Origin of the sequence: Holospora curviuscula (genome assembly GCF_002930195.1) — a bacterium.
Lineage (GTDB): Bacteria > Pseudomonadota > Alphaproteobacteria > Holosporales > Holosporaceae > Holospora > Holospora curviuscula.
Genome location: NZ_PHHC01000016.1, coordinates 1 through 1,478, shown reverse-complemented (window position 1 = coordinate 1,478; position 1,478 = coordinate 1). Strand labels below are relative to the sequence as shown.

Annotated in this window: 1 protein-coding gene; it reads right to left on the bottom strand. The window is 36.7% G+C overall.

The genetic code is table 11. The features are described 5' to 3' along the window. Positions 1 to 282: 282 nt before the first annotated feature. On the bottom strand, positions 283 to 1,035 hold the full coding sequence (locus tag HCUR_RS00535) for a ribonuclease HII (RefSeq protein ID WP_207760832.1): 753 nt from the start codon (positions 1,033 to 1,035) through the stop codon (positions 283 to 285). Positions 1,036 to 1,478: the final 443 nt, after the last annotated feature.

Here is a 1,478-nt window from a genome sequence, read left to right as displayed (position 1 = left end):
TAGCCGATTTTTCATAGCTCATCCCTTCTTTCTTCTTAGTGCCTAACCCTTTACGAAGAAAATCCAATGAATACGATATTTTTAAATATTTTCTCTTTTATTATAGCTATTCTATCGTTATTTGGCTATACATGATTAAAATTAAAAACACATGATTTAGCCTGCAAAGAAAGAAATTCTAGTAAGTCTTTTTGTATGAAAAAGCTTGTTTTAAGATTTTATGAAGAATGTGTTACGACTGCTTAAATATTTTTTTTAAATCTTACTTCTTCAACCCGTTACTTAAATATTTTTTAATGCCTTAATTTTGTATCCTTTACGATGATGCAGGCAAGAACCAAAAACTTTTAACGCTTCTGTGTGTTTAAGTGTCCCATATCCTTTGTTGGTATTCCAGCCATAGTATTGATGGTGGGTATGCAATGTATCCATCAACGTGTCTCTTTTTACTTTTGCAATAATGCTTGCCATAGCTATGGAATAACTTTTTTGATCTCCTTTAATAAGAGGGTGCTGCGTAATCTCTTTAGTTAAAAAGGGAATAGATCTTGGTCCATCAATCAGTACATGATAAGGTCTAGGCTTCAGGTTCATTAAAGCACGCTCCATGCCGTAAAGGGTTGCTCGAAGCACGTTGTGATAATGAATTTCTTCAGGCCACACCATTTCAATGGAAAAAGTTCCGTATCTTGGATTGGCGATAAATGTATCGTGAATATAAGTGCGTGTCTTTGCGTTAAGATATTTTGAATCATACACTACTTTCTTCAACTCTTCTGGAAAAGATTCTACATTTAACATGACCGCACATACTGCCACTGGACCCGCCCAAGCACCGTAGCCAGCTTCATCAACGCCAGCTACCTGATTGTATTCTAACTCGGCTTCAAAGTGAAACGTAGCAGATTTCTTGATAAAAGCACCGTTCTTTGTAGATATAGGACTCAGTTTACCAGAGCCTATTTTCGAGCGCAAGAAAATGAGAATATAAGCTAAGCGTTGAGCATTGATCGCCCCAGGAAATTGTGCGTTCATGTGACGCATGCTTGGAATAAATGTTGTAGTTAAAGTCAGCGATAATCTCATTCAATAAATCACGCTGCAACCTATAGAAATTCTTAAGCACCTTAGCTGCTCGCATTTGTTGTAATTTAACTTAACCAAACTTATCCAAAACACCAGATTCATTACGGTCATCTTATTCCAAATTTGAACGTTTTCTATAGTTATTTATCTTGAATAGGGGAATTGAAAGAATAGGAATAAAGGATAGGATTGACATCACAGAGAGGCGAGAGAGGTCAAAAAGTGATACAAGTGATCTAAAAAATGAAGCGTAGCAAGTTATAGAAGAAGAGATTAACAAGCGCAAGAAAAAGCAAGTAAGGCCGCAGCCTAAGGATGCTAGGCGGGTATGGAGCGGCATAGTTTATATCACGAAATAGCTGGTTTGGAGGGCTTTCTCTAAAGAGTGTAGA